This is a genomic window from Roseovarius autotrophicus (assembly GCF_018069895.1).
GTDB lineage: Bacteria > Pseudomonadota > Alphaproteobacteria > Rhodobacterales > Rhodobacteraceae > Roseovarius > Roseovarius autotrophicus.
This window is the reverse complement of sequence record NZ_JAGQDH010000006.1, coordinates 21,589-37,665: the sequence shown is the minus strand read 5'-3', so window position 1 is coordinate 37,665 and position 16,077 is coordinate 21,589. Positions and strand designations below refer to the sequence as shown.

At 64.3% G+C, this 16,077-nt stretch carries 19 protein-coding genes; 9 read left to right on the top strand and 10 right to left on the bottom strand.

Annotated features, from left to right (window positions below; translation table 11 throughout):
• Positions 1-2 precede the first annotated feature (2 nt).
• Positions 3-935, top strand: coding sequence for a 2-hydroxyacid dehydrogenase (locus KAK09_RS08830; protein ID WP_210878575.1), 933 nt, complete (start codon positions 3-5; stop codon positions 933-935).
• An 84-nt stretch (positions 936-1,019) separates the two neighbouring features.
• Here KAK09_RS08830 and KAK09_RS08825 read toward each other — a convergent pair whose 3' ends face one another.
• The 3 genes from KAK09_RS08825 to pncA are packed head-to-tail and all read right to left on the bottom strand — an operon-like array spanning position 1,020 to position 2,980.
• A complete protein-coding gene (locus tag KAK09_RS08825; protein WP_210878574.1) occupies positions 1,020-1,802 on the bottom strand; it encodes an SseB family protein in 783 nt (260 codons plus the stop codon).
• A complete protein-coding gene (locus KAK09_RS08820; protein WP_210878573.1) occupies positions 1,780-2,391 on the bottom strand; it encodes a uracil-DNA glycosylase family protein in 612 nt (203 codons plus the stop codon). Before KAK09_RS08820 ends, KAK09_RS08825 begins: the two co-directional genes overlap by 23 nt.
• Entirely contained in the window at positions 2,384-2,980 is a 597-nt protein-coding gene (pncA, locus tag KAK09_RS08815; protein ID WP_210878572.1) for a bifunctional nicotinamidase/pyrazinamidase, read from the bottom strand. The genes KAK09_RS08820 and pncA overlap by 8 nt, the downstream gene beginning before the upstream one ends.
• Positions 2,981-3,061: 81 nt before the next feature.
• On the opposite strand from pncA, the gene trhO reads away from it, so the two are divergent.
• Positions 3,062-3,976, top strand: coding sequence for an oxygen-dependent tRNA uridine(34) hydroxylase TrhO (trhO, locus tag KAK09_RS08810; RefSeq protein WP_210878571.1), 915 nt, complete (start codon positions 3,062-3,064; stop codon positions 3,974-3,976).
• A gap of 6 nt (positions 3,977-3,982) precedes the next feature.
• On the opposite strand, the gene KAK09_RS08805 is transcribed toward trhO, so the two are convergent.
• From KAK09_RS08805 to trxB, 3 genes are all read right to left on the bottom strand, one after another.
• Positions 3,983-4,231, bottom strand: a complete 249-nt coding sequence (locus tag KAK09_RS08805) for a DUF167 domain-containing protein (protein WP_210878570.1) — start codon at positions 4,229-4,231, stop codon at positions 3,983-3,985.
• 139 nt (positions 4,232-4,370) lie between these two features.
• Positions 4,371-5,435 carry a flagellar motor switch protein FliG gene (locus tag KAK09_RS08800; RefSeq protein ID WP_210878569.1) on the bottom strand — a complete coding sequence of 355 codons (1,065 nt, stop codon included), beginning with the start codon at positions 5,433-5,435 and terminating at the stop codon, positions 4,371-4,373.
• A gap of 145 nt (positions 5,436-5,580) precedes the next feature.
• Positions 5,581-6,525: a thioredoxin-disulfide reductase gene (trxB, locus tag KAK09_RS08795; RefSeq protein WP_210878568.1), complete on the bottom strand. Its 945-nt coding sequence runs from the start codon at positions 6,523-6,525 to the stop codon at positions 5,581-5,583.
• A gap of 173 nt (positions 6,526-6,698) precedes the next feature.
• On the opposite strand from trxB, the gene KAK09_RS08790 reads away from it, so the two are divergent.
• Positions 6,699-7,199, top strand: coding sequence for an Lrp/AsnC family transcriptional regulator (locus tag KAK09_RS08790; RefSeq protein ID WP_210878567.1), 501 nt, complete (start codon positions 6,699-6,701; stop codon positions 7,197-7,199).
• A 9-nt stretch (positions 7,200-7,208) separates the two neighbouring features.
• Here the strand turns inward: KAK09_RS08790 and KAK09_RS08785 are convergent, their stop codons facing one another.
• The gene (locus KAK09_RS08785) at positions 7,209-7,946 is read right to left on the bottom strand and encodes a Hint domain-containing protein (RefSeq protein ID WP_210878566.1); all 738 of its coding nucleotides are present in this window, start codon (positions 7,944-7,946) and stop codon (positions 7,209-7,211) included.
• On the opposite strand from KAK09_RS08785, the gene KAK09_RS08780 reads away from it, so the two are divergent.
• A complete protein-coding gene (locus KAK09_RS08780; RefSeq protein ID WP_210878565.1) occupies positions 7,945-8,238 on the top strand; it encodes a hypothetical protein in 294 nt (97 codons plus the stop codon). The genes KAK09_RS08785 and KAK09_RS08780 overlap by 2 nt on opposite strands.
• Here KAK09_RS08780 and rpsD read toward each other — a convergent pair.
• Positions 8,223-8,843 carry a 30S ribosomal protein S4 gene (rpsD, locus tag KAK09_RS08775; protein WP_210878564.1) on the bottom strand — a complete coding sequence of 207 codons (621 nt, stop codon included), beginning with the start codon at positions 8,841-8,843 and terminating at the stop codon, positions 8,223-8,225. The genes KAK09_RS08780 and rpsD overlap by 16 nt on opposite strands.
• A 577-nt stretch (positions 8,844-9,420) precedes the next feature.
• On the bottom strand, positions 9,421-10,089 hold the full coding sequence (locus KAK09_RS08770) for an ArsR/SmtB family transcription factor (RefSeq protein ID WP_210878563.1): 669 nt from the start codon (positions 10,087-10,089) through the stop codon (positions 9,421-9,423).
• A gap of 84 nt (positions 10,090-10,173) precedes the next feature.
• Between KAK09_RS08770 and KAK09_RS08765 the strand changes: the two genes are divergently transcribed.
• The 4 genes from KAK09_RS08765 to KAK09_RS08750 all read left to right on the top strand — a co-directional run bounded on the left by KAK09_RS08765 (position 10,174) and on the right by KAK09_RS08750 (position 12,616).
• Positions 10,174-11,025 (top strand): sterol desaturase family protein, encoded by an 852-nt coding sequence (locus KAK09_RS08765; protein WP_210878562.1) that lies wholly within the window; start codon positions 10,174-10,176, stop codon positions 11,023-11,025.
• Positions 11,022-11,375, top strand: a complete 354-nt coding sequence (locus KAK09_RS08760; protein ID WP_210878561.1) for a DsrE/DsrF/TusD sulfur relay family protein — start codon at positions 11,022-11,024, stop codon at positions 11,373-11,375. Before KAK09_RS08765 ends, KAK09_RS08760 begins: the two co-directional genes overlap by 4 nt.
• Positions 11,376-11,477: 102 nt before the next feature.
• A complete protein-coding gene (locus KAK09_RS08755) occupies positions 11,478-11,831 on the top strand; it encodes a MerC family mercury resistance protein (protein ID WP_210878560.1) in 354 nt (117 codons plus the stop codon).
• Positions 11,828-12,616 carry a nucleoside phosphorylase gene (locus tag KAK09_RS08750; protein ID WP_210878559.1) on the top strand — a complete coding sequence of 263 codons (789 nt, stop codon included), beginning with the start codon at positions 11,828-11,830 and terminating at the stop codon, positions 12,614-12,616. Before KAK09_RS08755 ends, KAK09_RS08750 begins: the two co-directional genes overlap by 4 nt.
• 442 nt (positions 12,617-13,058) lie before the next feature.
• Here the strand turns inward: KAK09_RS08750 and KAK09_RS08745 are convergent, their stop codons facing one another.
• The gene (locus KAK09_RS08745; RefSeq protein ID WP_210878558.1) at positions 13,059-13,775 is read right to left on the bottom strand and encodes a response regulator transcription factor; all 717 of its coding nucleotides are present in this window, start codon (positions 13,773-13,775) and stop codon (positions 13,059-13,061) included.
• Between the two features lie 77 nt (positions 13,776-13,852).
• Between KAK09_RS08745 and KAK09_RS08740 the strand changes: the two genes are divergently transcribed.
• Positions 13,853-16,051: a hybrid sensor histidine kinase/response regulator gene (locus KAK09_RS08740; RefSeq protein WP_210878557.1), complete on the top strand. Its 2,199-nt coding sequence runs from the start codon at positions 13,853-13,855 to the stop codon at positions 16,049-16,051.
• The last annotated feature ends 26 nt before the right edge of the window (positions 16,052-16,077 follow it).

The window sequence follows — 16,077 nt, the reverse complement described above, 5'->3', positions numbered from 1 at the left end:
CCATGACTCCAAATGTCCTTTTCGCCGCAGGTGCGAAACAATGGGCCACCTACGAAGCCCCCCTGCGCCGCGCGCTAGACCGTTCGGGCGTCGCGGCCCATCTTGCCACCGAGCTGCCCCCCGAAGAGGTGGATTACATCGTCTATGCGCCGGGCAGTGCGGTGCAGGATTTCACCCCCTTTACCCGCGCCCGCGCCGTGCTCAACCTCTGGGCCGGGGTGGAAAAGATCGTCGGCAACCCGACGCTGCATCTGCCGCTTGCGCGCATGGTCGATCACGGGCTGACGCAAGGCATGATGGAATGGGTGACGGGCCATGTGCTACGGCATCATCTCGGGATGGATGCCCATATCCTGCATCAGGACGGGGTCTGGCGGCCCGACGTCCCGCCATTGGCCGGTGATCGCCGGGTGAGCGTGCTGGGCCTCGGCGCGCTGGGCAGCGCTTGCGCGCAGATGCTTGCCACCCTCGGCTTTCCCGTCACCGGCTGGAGTCGGCGGCCCAAGCACATATCCGGTCTGCGCTGCCTTTCGGGCGAGGGGGGGCTGCGTCAGACTTTGGCAGAAGCCGATATCCTCGTGCTGCTCCTGCCGCTCACGCCCGAGACCGAGAACCTGCTCGATGCCGCGCGCCTCGCGCTTCTGCCGCGTGGCGCGGTGATCGTGAACCCCGGTCGCGGCCCGCTCATCGACGATGACGCGCTCCTCGCTGCGCTTGATGCGGGCCATCTCGGCCACGCCACGCTCGACGTGTTCCGCAGTGAGCCGTTGCCGCGAGAGCACCCGTTCTGGGCGCATCCCGGCGTGACGGTGACACCCCATATCGCTTCCGAGACGCGCCCCGACACGGCGGCGCAGGTCATCGCCGAGAATATCCGGCGCGGCGAGGCGGGTGAGCCTTTCCTGCATCTGGTGGATCCGAAGGCGGGGTATTGAGCGCCCGTCATCCTCGGGCTTGACCCGAGGATCTGCCGGCCATCAGAGATCCTCGCCCGCGTGGGGATGACGCAGAGCGTGGCTCTATCGCAACCGCGGTGGCCGCTGCGGATCGGATCCCGGTGCCTTCGGGGCAGGTGCTGCCGCTTTTGGTAGATCGAACCGCAATCCGCAGCCCGCCATCCGCGCCACCACCGGATCGCCCGCACCAAAGAAGCCCACGTCGAGTGCCGCCGCCTCCAGCCCCGAGAAGGCCAGCACCTCCGAGACCGCCCGCGCCAGCGCACTCTCGGCCCCCGGTGTGGTGCCGACAAAACCCAGCAGGTGCCCCTGACCGCCGCCCTCGTAACGCGCGACGACCAGCCATGCGCCCTCTGCCAGCCCCTCAAGGCTTGCCAGCCGCGCATCGAGCGCGCGCAGCACCGCCTCGGGCAGTCCCTTGGGCACCAGGAACTCCACCGGGCGCACGGCGATTTCCTCGGGCGTCTCAGGCAGCATTCCGGCCAGCCAGTCCATCGCCTCCGCAGGCAGAAGAATCGCCGACGGTGCCACCCCGAGATTGAGGCCAAGCCCGATGCCGCGCCCGGCCAGCATCAGGGCAAGCGCCCGCCCTGACAGCGCCGCATAGGGCGAAGCCCCTTCGGCAAACTCGGCCAGCCGTTCCTCGCGGTCAAAGACCAGCACGCACGGCGCCCCCTCCGGCTCGAAGATTGCCGGGTCGAGCACATCCCCTTCCGCTTCGCGCCCCAGCAGCAGGCACAACTCGCTGGCCGCCAGCACCTCGTAGAAGCGCCGCCGCGCGCTCTCGTCCTCGGGCGCGGCCAGCATCGCCGCATGCGCCACATCAATCGGGGTCATGTTCGCCATAGAGCACCTGCCTCACCTCGGCCCTGAGCGCCGGGAGCACCTCGGCCTCGAACCACGGGTTTTTCCTGAGCCATCCGCTATTGCGCCAGGACGGGTGCGGCAAGGCGAAAATGCGCGGTGCGTGATCGCGCCAGCGTCGCACCGTGTCGGTCACGCTTGCCTGTGCCCCGAGGTGATAGCGATGCGCGTGGCCCCCGACCAGCACCATAAGCCGCACCGCGCGCAGATGCGCCATGACGCGCCCGTGCCACGTTTGGCCACAAATGGGCGGCGGCGGCAGGTCGGACCCCCTGGCGTCATAGCCGGGAAAACAAAAGGCCATCGGCGCGATCGCCACCCGGTCTTTGTCGTAGAATTCCGATGCGCCCAGTCCCAGCCAGAAACGCAGCCGCTCACCCGAGGGATCGTCGAACGGCCGCCCGGAGCCATGAACCCGTAATCCCGGCGCCTGCCCCGCGATGAGCAGCCGTGCGCCGGGCCGGAACCAGACCACCGGGCGCGGGCTGTGGGCCGTGGCGGTGGTGGCGAATCGGTCGGTGCAGAGGCGGCATGCGCGGATGTCGGCAGCGAGGTCACCCCTGTCAGGCAAGCGAAACCCCGGCCGTGCGCATCTTGTCCCTGGCTGCGGCCAACGAGCCGTCAAGGTCGATCGCCCGGCACAGGTCGCCGCGCACGGTTACCCGGTATCCCAGCCTTGCTGCATCAAGCGCCGAATAATACACGCAGAAATCGAGCGCGAGGCCGACGAGCGTGAGTGTGCTCACGCCGCGCTCCTGCAAATAGCCGTGCAGTCCGGTCCGGGTTGTCCGGTCATTCTCGAAAAACGCGGAATAGCTGTCAATTCCTGGATTAACACCTTTTCTTATAACGATATTTCCCAGGGTTTCGTTCAGCCCCGGATGAAACGCCGCCCCCGCGCTGCCCTGCACACAATGATCCGGCCAGAGCATTTGCGCACCATAATCCATCTCCACCGTCTCGAACGGAGCCTTGCCGGAGTGCGATGAGGCAAAGGAGGAATGGCCCTTGGGGTGCCAGTCCTGCGTCAGGATGATTTCCTTGAAATCATGCATCAAGGCGTTGACGCCTGGCACGATCGCGTCGCCGTCGGGCACCGCTAGCGCGCCGCCGGGGCAGAAATCGGTCTGAATGTCGATCACGAGAAGTGCTTGGGTCATGACGTCATTGGGTAAGCCCCGCGCGCCGGTGCGTCAATCCTGGCTCTTGCCGTGCGGGTGCTGCTTGCGTAAATCCGCCCCATGTATCGCATCGCCGCTCTCTACCATTTCACTCGTTTTGATGAGCCAACCGCCCTGCGCGCGCCGCTTCTTGCGCTTTGCACGAAGGCGGGTGTCTGTGGCACTCTGCTTCTGGCGCACGAGGGGATAAACGGAACGATTGCAGGATCCTGTGATGGGATTGCCCGCGTGATCGACCATATCCGCGCGCTGCCGGGATGCGCCTCTCTTGAGTGGAAAGAGAGCACCAGCGAGACCGCGCCTTTCGGGCGCATGAAGGTCCGCCTCAAGCGCGAGATCGTCACCATGGGCATGCCGGACGTGGACCCGCGCGCAGAGGTCGGCCATTATGTCAGCCCAGCCGACTGGAACGCGCTGATCGAAAGCCCCGATGTGGCCGTGATCGACACGCGCAACGCCTACGAGGTTGCCATTGGCACGTTTCGTGGCGCGGTCGATCCCGGCACGGCAAGCTTTCGCGACTTTCCCGCATGGTGGGAGGCCAACAGGGAGCGTTTTCACAACAAGCGCGTGGCGATGTTCTGCACCGGCGGCATCCGCTGCGAGAAATCGACAAATTTCCTTCTGAGTCAAGGGGTTCAAGATGTCTACCACCTCAAGGGTGGGATCCTGAAATACCTTGAGGAGGTCCCCGAGGGCGCAAGCCTCTGGCAAGGAGAGTGTTTTGTCTTTGACGGGCGCGTGTCCGTCGGGCACGGGCTGCGACGAGGGCCGCACCTGCTCTGTCATGCCTGTCGTCGCCCGATCCTGCCCGAAGATCGCGACCACCCGGAATATGAGATCGGTGTGTCCTGCCACCATTGCGCGCAAGAGACCAGCGCCGAGGACAAGGCCCGTTTCCGGGAACGTCAGCGGCAGGTGGCGCGCGCCGCCGAGCGCGGTGATCGCCACATCCGCTGGATGGCTGAGGGGTGAAGCAGTTCAGCTGATCTCGAACAGCTTGTCGCGCGATGTCTGCCCGCGCACCAGCACCACCCGCGATTTCGCCACCCCGAGTGCCTTGGCCAGAAGCACTTGCACTGCGGCATTGGCCTTTCCACCCTCGGGCGCGACGGTGACATAGGCACGCAAGTCTTCGCCCTCGATCACCAGCCGCGCGCGCGACGCCCTGGGCGTCACCCGCAGGGCGATCCGTGTTCCGGGAATGGCAAGATGGGTGAGATCGGCCATATCCAAAGCCTGTCATCCTCCGATGGAATTCATGAATGGCCGCGACCATGCCCGGTCATCCGCTGACGACGCGCGCCATCATAAGCAGGATGACAATGGCCTGACCAGTGCCCTGGACAAGAGGCGAGGAGAGGAGAGGTCAGCCATCCGGGCTTTCCTCCTCCTCGGGACGGATCAGGGCGATCTCGCCCGCCGCTTCGAGCCTGCGCACGGCATTGACCACCTCGGTCTGCGCGGCCTCGGCATCGCGGGGGCGCACGCGGTCGCGTTCGGCGATTTCCTCGCGCAGCGTCTCGGCCATGCGCCTGGACATGTTCGACAGCAGGAATTCTGCCGCCTGCGCAAGTTCGTCCCCTTGTGCGCCGGCCAGCGCCGTTACCAGAATGGGCTGATCGACCTCGCGCAGTATTCGCGGTATGTCGGTGGGTTTTACCCGTTCGGGAAGGTGCACGAAGGTAAAGATGGCCTTGCGCACAAGGGCCGCGAAATCATGGTCGGTCTCTTCAAGACCCTCAAGAACCTTGTCGCGGATCGCGGCCGCGGAATAGTTGAGGATGGCGCCGACACGGTCTACCGCCCCCTCGGCAAAGGCGGTTTCGGGCATGTCCTGCAATTGCGCGGCCAATGCCAGGCCGATGCGATCCACGGCATCGGGGCTGACCGCGCCGGTTTGCGAGATCGCATAGGTGATCCGGCGCGCCACCGGCCCCGAAAGCAGCCCCAGCAGGTCGCCGGCGCGCGCCACGTCGAGCTTCGACAGGATAACGGCTGCCACTTCTGCGCTTTCGCTTTCGATGATCGGCACGAGATCGGCGGGTGCGGTGCGCTGGACGAATTCCCATGGGTCGCCATACTGACGCACTCCGGCCTCCTTGCGCAGGCGGGCGGCGGTCTGTGGGCTGATGCGGCCATCAAGCGCCGAAAGCGCCCCGGCCACCCCACGCGGAAAGGTAAGCCCCATCCCCTCAAGTTCGCGCGCGAATTCGGCGACGACATCGGCAAGCGTGCCGCGATCCACATAGCGCATGGAACCCATCTGTTTGGTCAGCCGTGCCTGCAACCCCTCGGGTAGTTCGGTCAACGGCACCTCAGCCCCTTCGTTCATCAGAAACCGCACGATGATCGCGGCCTTTTGCGCTCGGCTCAGATGCGCTGCCGCCCCCTGATGCGCAGAGGCATCGATCCGTGCCGGTGGTGCGCCCATGTCCAGCCTGTCCCTGATCCGTCATCCTGACCGGAGACTAGGACCGCACCAATGAAGAAAGCCTTAAGCCCGACCAGGTTTCTTCTGGCCAGATATATCCCGGGGGGGTGGGGCAGTGGCCCCAATCGACGGCCGGTATGTCGCTTTACCCGTCCTGTTCGGCCAGCCAGCGTTCGGCATCGAGCGCGGCCATGCAGCCCATTCCGGCGCTTGTCACCGCCTGCCGATAGACATGGTCGGTCAGGTCCCCTGCTGCGAACAGTCCCGGCACCGAGGTGCGGGTGCTGCCGGGCACAACCTTGACGTAATCGCCGTGATGCATCTCGACCTTGCCTTTCACCAGCTCGCTTACGGGTGCATGGCCGATGGCGATGAACACGCCCTTGCAGGGGATTTCGGTGATGGCATCGGTCTCGACATGGCGCACACGCACGCCCTCGACGCCCTTGGGGTTGTCGGTGCCAAAGACATCTTCCAGCGTGTGAAACCAGAGCGTTTCGATCTTTGGGTTCCTGAACAGGCGGTCCTGCAGGATCTTTTCGGCGCGTAGTTCATCGCGGCGGTGGATGAGCGTGACCTTGGAGGCGAAATTGGTCAGGAACAACGCCTCTTCCACCGCGGTGTTGCCGCCGCCGATGACGACGATCTCCTGCCCGCGATAGAAGAACCCGTCGCAGGTGGCGCAAGCAGAGACACCAAAGCCCTTGAACGCCTCTTCCGAGGGCAGGCCCAGCCATTTCGCCCGTGCGCCGGTAGCGAGAATCACGGCATCAGCGGTATAGGTTTTGCCGCTGTCCCCTTTCGCCACAAAGGGGCGGGTCTCAGCGTCAAGCTCGGTGATGATGTCGCCCACGATCTCGCAGCCCATGGCGCGGGCATGAGCCTCCATCCGAACCATGAGGTCGGGGCCTTGCACCTCGGTATCGCCGGGCCAGTTCTCGACCTCGGTGGTGGTGGTGAGCTGCCCGCCCGGCTCGATCCCCTGCACGAGGATGGGCGAGAGCATGGCGCGCGACGCATAGACCCCGGCGGTATAACCGGCAGGGCCGGAGCCGATGATGAGGCAGCGGGTATGACGGGTTTCGGACATTGGGGGCCTTTCTTTAGCGGCGGTTCGAGCCGTGATATAACGGCGGCACGGGCGGCATGTAACCCCCCGGTGTCGGCGGGGCTGACAGAAACGATCTTGCGCATATGCGAAATATTATTGCGCACATGGACACTGCTGCTATAACATCCGCGAAATCAGCAAGGGGTATAACGATGGCGGGTGCCCGTCTCGATCCGATCGACCGCAAGATCCTGGCCGAATTGCAGGCCGACGGCCGGATGACCAATGTGGAACTGGCCAAGCGAGTAGGCATATCCGCGCCGCCCTGTCTTCGCCGTGTGCGCGCGCTGGAGGAGCAAGGGTTCATCCGTGGCTATCACGCCGATATCGATCCGCGCGAACTGGGTTTCGAGGTGCAGGTTTTCGCCATGGTCGGGCTTCAAAGTCAGGCCGAGGCGGATCTGAGCGCCTTCGAGGCGCGCTGCCGGGCCTGGCCATTGGTGCGCGAGTGCCACATGCTGAACGGCGAGGTGGATTTTATCCTCAAATGCGTGGCCCCTGATCTTTCGACTTTTCAGCGCTTCCTGACCGAGGAACTGACGGCGGCCGACAATGTGGGCAGCGTCAAGACCTCGCTTGTCATTCGCGGCGCCAAGGACGAGCCGGGCGTGCCCTTCGACATCCTCGAGGCGCGGCTCGATCAGCCCGCCTGAGCGGCGGGTTCAGACCAGATCGAGCAGTTCCGGCGTGTCGAACGGCAGGCGCATCTGGGCGAGAGAGCCGAACGCGCGCGGGTCCTCGATATGGGGAAAGGCGCTCATGACCAGCCGCAGGAGGACCGGGTCCAGGGCGCGCTCGAAGCCGGGGCCGGGGTGGAATGTCTCGGTTTCAAGTCCGTTCACCGTGATCACCGAATGGTGCTGGAGCGCGAGGTGATAGAGCGTCACCGGCTGGCGCAGCGTCAGGCGAAAGGTGGTCATCCCGTCGGCGATAGCATGGGCTGGGGTCAGGATCTGTTCGGCCCCGATTCGTGCGCGCAGACCGCGTGGGCGCGTCATCAGCCGCCCGCCCGGCCCCATGACCAGATCGCCAAAGGGTCGCCCGATCCCGAAGGCATCGGCCATGATCCGCGTCAGGGGCGTGCCCTTGTCGCCCTCGGGGCGCAGGGTCGCCATTCCGATCCAGAGCACCGGCAAGGCGCCGTGCGCATGTGTGCTGATGGTGTCGCCCGGCAAGAGATCCTCGACCGCCACAGGGCCACGCGGTGTCTCGACCAGAGCGCCGCGCGCGAAACCGCCATGCGCCGCATCTAGCAGCGGAAGGGCGGGCAGATGGTGCTCGGCCTCGCTGATCATGCCGCCGATATCCAGCCACATGCAGCGGTAGCGGCGCATCGGCAGATTGTCCTGGCGAATGGCATGGGCGTGCGGGGGGATGACGCCAAGGCGCGGAGTGGTCATGCTCAAACCTCATTTTAAAGCGAACCGGACACGCGACGCCCCCGCAGCCGCGATGAATCCGACAGGTCTCTGTCCAGACTGGATGACGGGCAATCAGGGCAAATTTGGCCCTGTCTCAAAGAGTTTCTGTGGCATTGTCGTCGCCACTGGATCAAACCTGTCCAACCGCGGTGATTGTCCGAATGCGGGCGCCAACGCCATTCTCCCTCGGGACAATGCAGAAAGCCGCCCCAAGGGGCGGCTTTCGAAGAGCTTTGGCGAACTGGAATCGAAGGATCAGTTCTGCGCGTAATATTCGATGACGAGGTTCGGCTCCATCATCACCGGATAGGGCACGTCTGACAGGCCAGGCTGGCGCACGAAGGTCGCGACCATCTTGGAGTGATCGACTTCGACGTAATCGGGCACGTCGCGCTCGGCCAGTTGCACGGCTTCGAGCAGCACGGTCATCTGTTTCGACTTCTCGCGCACCTCGATCACGTCACCCTCTTTCACGCGGTAGGAGGGGATGTTGACGCGCTTACCGTTCACAAGCACATGGCCATGGTTCACGAACTGGCGGGCAGCGAACATGGTGGGCACGAACTTGGCGCGGTAGACCACGGCATCGAGACGGCGCTCCAGCAGACCGATCAGGTTCTCGCCGGTATCGCCCTTGCGGCGCTCGGCCTCGGCATAGATGCGGCGGAACTGCTTCTCGGTCAGGTCGCCATAGTAGCCCTTGAGTTTCTGCTTGGCACGAAGCTGAAGGCCGAAATCGGAAATCTTGGCCTTGCGGCGCTGACCGTGCTGGCCGGGGCCGTATTCGCGCTTGTTCACAGGGGATTTCGGGCGCCCCCAGATGTTTTCGCCCATGCGGCGGTCAATCTTGTACTTGGCAGACGTGCGTTTGGTCACGGCTGGTCTCCTTCTGATGTGTCGAAGGGCGTTGTCCTTTGCCTCGGGCTTTGCGCCGTTGACCGACAGGCATCCCCTTGCGGGGGCCGCCAACACCAATGAAGTCGCGCTTATATACGCCCGTCCGGGCGTGTCAACCGCCTGCTGCTACAGGTCACCGGCAGCCTGTTGTCCCGTCAGCTTATCCAGTGACCTCCCGCTCTTTTCGATCCGGGCGCAAGTTGGAAACGCGCGCTGCTGAAGGGCCTGCACAGGCTGGCAGAACCGCGCGCCATTATATGCGCTCAGTCAACCGTGCCGGCCCTCCGGCAATCTCCCTATTTATGTGTGAGGCATGGCCAGGCATGCGTGATGGTCGCGAAGGCCGTCTGCAGGATGCAGATCATCATGCGGGACGAAGTTGACTTGAAAACGGGCATGGCTCTGCTGGCTGCGGCATGTCGTGCCAAAGGACATTATGCCCAGAGACCGGCATGCGCGCAATTGCCCCACCTTGTCACACAGGCGGAATGCAACCAGTATGAATCAGCCGCTCAGCATGCTTCCAATGCCGGTCCTGCCTTCCGGCTTTCTAATGTTACAGTGATGGTGGGATCCGGACCGCTCGCCCGTCCTCGCGCCACTCCGGCAGACCACCTTGCATGCGCCGCGCCTTGAAACCGTGCTGCCGGAGCCGGGCCACGGCCTGATGGGCGTAGATGCAATAGGGGCCACGGCAATAGGCGATGATCTCGGTCTCGGGATCGAGCCTGGGCAGGAGCCTCTCGAGATCAGCCAATGTGATATTGCGCGCACCGGGGATGTGGCCAGCGGCGAACTCGTCCTCGGGGCGGATGTCGAGCAGGATGACAGCGCCCGCCGCCAGCCGCTCTGCAAGGGCGGCGCGGGTGATCGGCTCGGGGGCCGGGGCACCCCCGGACAGGCCGTCGAGAATATCCGTGACCTGCGCCAGATTGGCCTCGGCCACCTCTGACAAAAGCCCCATGAGGCCAACCGCACGCCTGTCCTGCAGCCGGTAGATCACCGCCTTGCCCGCGCGCCGACTGGTGACAAGCCCGGCGCGGCGCAGCTGTTGCAGGTGCTGCGAGGCATTGGCAACCGTCAGCCCGGTCTTGCGCGCCAGACCCTCGACCGCCGCCTCGGTCTGCGCCAACTGTTCCAGCAGCATCAGCCGCGCGGGGGCGGCAAGCGCCTGCGCGACAAAGGCATATTCCCGAAGAAGGGCCTGTTTCGGGCTGGTTGACATGGCGGTGACGCAGCTCTTATCATTCAAGTGGTTGCTTGAATGATAAATGTTCCGCGCCGCCGCGCAAGCCCGAAAGGCCGCCCCATGTCCGACACGATCCTGAGCGCCGAGCCGGTGATCCGCCTCACGGTCTTTCTTGGCCTGCTGTTTGCCATGATGATTTGGGAACTTTCCGCGCCACGGCGGCGACAAGACATCCCGCGCGTGCTCCGCTGGACCAACAATCTCGGGCTTGTGGTGCTGGATACGGTCATCCTGCGGCTGAGCTTTCCGATCCTCGCGGTCGGGTTGGCGGCGATCGGAGAGGCGCGCGGCTGGGGCCTGTTCAACAATCTGCCCGCCCCCGGCTGGCTGGCGATCCTCGTCTCGGTCCTGCTGCTCGATCTGGCGATCTATCTGCAACATGTCTTGTTTCACGCCGTGCCGGGGCTGTGGCGGCTGCACCGGATGCATCACGCGGACCTCGAATTTGACGCCACCACCGGATTGCGCTTTCACCCGGTCGAGATCGTGATGTCGATGGCGATCAAGCTGGCGGTGGTGGCGGCGCTTGGCCCGCCTGCCGTGGCGGTGCTGATCTTCGAGGTTCTGCTGAACGGCACCGCACTTTTCAACCACGGCAATATCGACCTGCCGCGCAGGGTGGATCGCTGGCTGCGCCTGATCGTGGTGACGCCCGACATGCACCGCGTGCATCATTCGCTCGATCCGCGCGAGACCAATTCCAACTACGGCTTCAACCTGCCTTGGTGGGACCGGCTCTTGGGCACCTATGTGGCGCAACCCGCCAAGGGGCATGAGGGCATGGAGATCGGGATCGAACAATTCCGCACGCGCCGCGATCTGTGGCTCGACCGGATGCTGGTGCAGCCTCTGCGCGGCCCGGCCTCGGGTCACGCGCTGGATGCGGACAACACTAGGGACGCGCGTCTATGAAACACCTGATCCTTCTCAACGATCCGCCCTATGGCACCGAGCGCAGCTTCAATGGGCTGCGCATGGCGCATGCGCTGGCCAAGCAGGATGCAGAGGCCGAGATCACCGTGTTCCTGATGGCCGATGCCGTGCTCTGCGCCAAGGCGGGGCAAAAGACGCCCGAGGGGTTCTACAATATCGAACGGATGCTACGCCGGGTCCTGTCGGCGGGTGGGCGTGTGCTGATCTGCGGCACCTGCATGGACGCGCGGGGGCTGGATGAGACGGACATGATGGAAGGGGCCGCGCGTTCGACCATGGACGAACTGGCCGCGGCCACGCTGGCGGCGCACAAGGTGCTGGTGTTCTGAACGCCGATCACAAGCACGCGAGATGCGTGGCGCCGGTGGCTGAATGTCTTGCCGGATCCCTCCCGAATGCCGACAAGCGATCCATAGAACAGGGAGACCGCGATGCCTGACACCCCGAAACGCGCATGGCACGCCCCCTTGGCGGCGGCGCTGTCGCTGATGGCCTGTTACGGCACGCTGGCGGCGATTGCGCTCTTGGGCGCGCTCGGGGTCGGCATCGCGCTGAATGAGGCGGTTTGGGCCGGGGCGATCGTGTTCTTCGCGGCACTCGCGGTGGCGGCACTGGCGTTCAGGCAGCGGCGGCATGGGCGGGTGATGCCGGTTCTGCTTGGTATTGCCGGATTGGCGCTGATCGGCTTTGCGATGTATGTCCGCTATTCCCTTCCCGCCGAACTGGGCGGTTTCACGCTTTTGTGCCTCGGAACTTATGCCGATTGGCGCGGCGGGCGGGCATGACCGGCGCGCCGCCGCCGCCGCTCCTGCGCGACAAGGATCACGGCGCGCCCTCGGCCTTCACGCCCGAGAGCCTCTTGCGTGAGGCGCAGCGGCAAAAGGGCGCGGAATGTGTGACAGTGCCCGAGATATGCCTGCTCGATCCCGATGGCGACATCGTCCGCAGGCTCTGTGCGCAGGGCCGCGCCCGGCGGCACGCGGGATGGGTCTGTTATCACACGGAAATGTGGGTATTCGATCTGGAGGGGTACCAGATCGGCGTGGTCGGCTGTGCTGTGGGGGCGTCCTTTGCGGTGCTGGTGGCGGAGGAAATGTTCGCCTCGGGCTGCCGGTTGCTGATCAGTATCACCTCCTCGGGGCAGATCACGTCACAGGGCGCGCCGCCCTTTTTCATCGTGATCGACCGGGCGTGGCGGGACGAGGGCACCAGCTATCACTATCTGCCACCGTCGGATTGGTGCGCTGCGCCCCACGGGCTTTTGCAGCGGCTGCACGGCGCCTTCGACACCGGTCCCCGCGTGCTGACCGGCGCCACATGGACCACCGATGCCCCGTTCCGAGAGACTGAAACCGCCATTGCCGCAGCCCGCGCTCGCGGCATCCTCGCGGTCGAGATGGAGGCGGCGGCGCTTTACGCCTTCGCGACAGCGCGCGGGCGCGATGTGATCTGCCTCGCCCATGTCACCAACCAGATGGGAACGATCGAGGGCGATTTCGAGAAGGGAGACGCTAACGGAACAGCGGATGCGCTCCTGCTATTGCTGCAGGTCATCACACGGCTTCGGTAACGACGGGGTCGATGGTCTCGTATGAATGGTCGGTCGTGCGCTATCCAGAGCGACGCAAGACCAATGCGGCACATGTGCCGGAGGGTGTCCTTCCCTATCCATCTTACCGGCGCAAGACAGGATCATAGCGATGATCCAAAAAGCGCCGTGTCAAATTGCGCGTCTTACAGTCCGCTTCAGTCTAGCCTTGAACGGCACCCAGGGCCATTATGTTCGGCTTGGCAGTCCGACATCATTTGTAGACTGATCTCCGTGGTTTCCCGCCCAGGAATGGCGCGGCGTCCCTGTATGGATGCCAGCGGAAACGTGCGGAATCGGACGAAGTTCCAGATTCTTTGACTGGGTTCGATGCGGATGCATTCTAGCTCCGGCGCGTCTCCGGGTCCAAAGATCCGGTAGTTTTGACTTGTAGACTGTTCCTTATCGTCGGACGCTCGGTTACTCACTCTGATCGAACCTCTGCAGCAAGACTATATCCCGCGCCGTGCACCGTCCGGATCAGGGACACCCGACCGTTTGGCGATGGGATTTTCTTGCGTAGCCGGGCGATATGGGCGTCGATGGCGCGGTCAGTCACGGTGAGGGCGTGGCCGTAGATCGTCTGCATGATCTTGTCGCGGCTGACCACGTCGCCAGCATTCTCGGCCAGCACTTTAAGCAGATTGAACTCCATCCCTGTGAGCGCTACCTCGTGCGCGTCCGGTCCGGAAAGTTGCCGCTTCGGCAGATCAAGCACAAACCCCATGAAACGCAACACGCGCACCTCGGGCAGTGCCTCGTGCGGGGCCCCCATGGCCTTGGAGCGGCGCAGCACGGAGCGCACCCGTGCCAGAAGCTCGCGCGGCTCAAACGGCTTGGAGACATAATCATCCGCCCCAAGTTCCAGACCGATGATCTTGTCGAAAACGTCTTCGCGCGCAGTGAGCAGGATGATTGGCAGGCGCGAGGAGCGGCGCAATTCGCGCGTCACCTCGAAGCCGTCGATATCGGGTAGGCCAACGTCGAGCAGAACGAGATCGTATTCGGCATGCTCCATCGCCAATCCCATACGGGTAGCGGAGCCGACGCAATGCACCTCGAAGCCCTGCTTGGTCAGGAAGCGGTCCAGAAACCCCGTCATCTGACGGTCGTCATCCACGACAAGTATCCGCTCGGTCATGTCAGGTGCATCCTCGCACAAATTCTTGCCACGGCATGGCAATGGCGTGATTGTAGCGGGTGTCCGAAAGGCCCGATATGACCTCGATCAAACGCACCTACACGCTTGCGATGGCTGCTGCGCTCCTGGTGCTGGTAACAGTCGCGACCGGCCTTTACCTCGGTGCGCAGACCCGCGCGCAATTCACCGATATCGCGGAGAGCTGGACAGATTACGCCGAGGATCCCGAGAAGAAAGGCGTCTGGATCAGTTCGCTGCGCGGCTATCTTGGCTATGGCGGGATCATTCACAATTTCAAGAACTATGTTATCCGCAAGGACGAGAGCTATCGTGCGCGGATGATGGATCAGTTGACGCAGTTCGATGCGGTCATGGCCAGCTACCTTTCCGACCCTTTGCCTGAGAGCGAGCGGCGCGCGTTGGAGTCGATCAAGCAAACCATTGAAGAATATCGTGCGAAGATCGAGATCGCGGATCGCGCCGTGGCGACCAACTGGCCAGCCGAGCGCACTGATCGTCTGGTCAAGGTCGATGATACCGAGGCGATTCTCGCGCTGCGCAATCTGGAAATGCTTTGGATGGACAGCCGCGCGCGCAGCACAGCGCGTATCATCGTCGCGGTTACGCGGGGCGAGACGCTGATCGGCTACGGCTTTCTGGCGATGGTTCTGTTGGTGGCGGCGGCACTGAGCATCGCGGTTCTGATCTCCCTATTCATCCGCGACATGCGCGCTGCTAACGCAAGGTTGACCGCAGAGCTGGAGCGCCGCCGCGCGCTGCAACGCTCCGAACAGCGTCTGGCGCAGGCGGTTGAGCAAAGCCCGGCCACGATCCTCATCACCGATACGCATGGCCGCATCCAATATGCCAACCGGCGGTTCGAGGACTTGTCCGGCTGGTCGCGCGACGAGATCGTCGGGCGCACGCCGAAGTTCCTGCAATCGGGCGAGGTGCCCGAGGAGACCTATGCCGATCTGCGCGGCACGCTGGAGCGGGGGGCGGTCTGGCGCGGGGTGCTGCGCACTCTCGACCGGGCGGGCCGAAGCTACTGGGTCGATAGCACGATCCTGCCGCTGCGCGCCGAGGAGGGGACGATCCACAGCTATCTGGGCATCGGCGAGGATATCACCGAAAAGCGTCAGGCCCGCGAACAGGTGGCGCGCGCGCAAAAGATCGAAGCGGTGGGCCTTCTGGCAGGCGGGATCGCGCATGATTTCAACAATATCCTGACATCCATCCTCGGGTCGGCGCATCTGGCGTCACTCGATGCCGAGCCGGGCAGCGACCTGGCCGAAGAGGTGGAGCAGATCGACATCGCCGCACGCCGGGCACAGGCGCTGGTGCGGCAACTTCTGGGATTTGCGCGCAGGGAGCCGGGGACACCGGAGCCGACCGACCTTTGCACTGCCATTTCCGAGGTCAACCGCCTGATGCGCGCTGCCATCCCGCCAACGATCCGGATCGAGGGGGTGCGCGACTGCGCGCCCGTCACAGTGCTGGCCGACCCAACCCATCTGCATCAGATACTGATGAACCTCACGGCCAATGCCGCCGAGGCTATCGGCGATGCCACGGGGCGTATCCGCATTGCCGCGCGCGCGCTTGCCGACGCACCCGAAGGCCTGCCCGTGCGCGCCGAGGGCTGGGTGGAACTGGTGGTCGAGGATGACGGGCCGGGCATGTCCGAGGACACCGCCACGCGCATTTTCGATGCCTTTTACACGACCAAGCCGCTTGGCAAGGGCACCGGCCTGGGCCTGTCGGTGGTGCAGGGGCTGGTGCAAGACATGGGCGGGCGGATCATGGTCGAGACAAAACCGGGCAAGGGCACGCTGTTTTGCCTTCTGTTGCCTGGCGCCGCTGCCGATATGCGGCAAAAGGCCATCGCGCCCGTGCCTGAACGAGGTCACGAGAGCCTGATGATCGTTGACGATCAGACCGAGGTGGCGGCAACATTGCGCCGGTCGCTCATGCGGATGGGCTATCAGGTCGAGGCCTATACCTCGCCGCGCATCGCGCTGGAGCGGTTCGGGAAGGCGCCATTCCGGCACAGCCTGTTGATCTCGGACGTGGTCATGCCCGACATGAACGGGATCGAGATGGCGCGCGCGATGCGCAATTTGCGCCCCGATCTGCCGGTGATCTTCTGCACCGGGTTCAATCCCACAGCGGTTGCACTTCCGGGGGGGGCGACCGAAGTGTTGGCCAAACCGCTCGATCCGGTAGATCTGGCGCGCCATGTGCGGCGCATGCTGGATGCGCGCCGGGCCGCCTGAGCTTGCCGGATCAGGCCGTCACATTT